We start from the raw sequence: 350 nt of genomic DNA on the forward strand, positions 1-350 counted from the left end.
TCACTTACAGCTCCCCGAAGCATATCGGTGTTAGTACCGTCTTTCATCGGCTCCTAGTGCCAAGGCATCCACCGTGCGCCCTTAATAACTTAACCGAAGTTAGTTACTGCTTTCTCGTTAGAGAAAGTCTTAAGAACTTACGATAAATCACTTGACGTGATTTGTATTACTTTACTTATTTCAATGTCGTTTTATCCAGTTTTCAAAGAACACGTTTTGAAGGATAAACCTTCAAAACTGAACGCAAAACGTTAATCGTATAGCACCCTTGGTGCTATATTCCGTTAATGTCCGAAGACATATCCTTAGAAAGGAGGTGATCCAGCCGCACCTTCCGATACGGCTACCTT

Annotated in this window: 1 rRNA gene; it reads right to left on the reverse strand. The window is 41.7% G+C overall.

Features of this window, described 5'->3' with window-relative positions:
- Nucleotides 1-95: ribosomal RNA gene (locus tag DDE80_RS14870) — 23S ribosomal RNA — on the reverse strand; the annotation flags it as partial.
- Nucleotides 96-350: the final 255 nt, after the last annotated feature.

It is taken from the genome of Metalysinibacillus jejuensis (assembly GCF_003057615.1).
Lineage (GTDB): Bacteria > Bacillota > Bacilli > Bacillales_A > Planococcaceae > Metalysinibacillus > Metalysinibacillus jejuensis.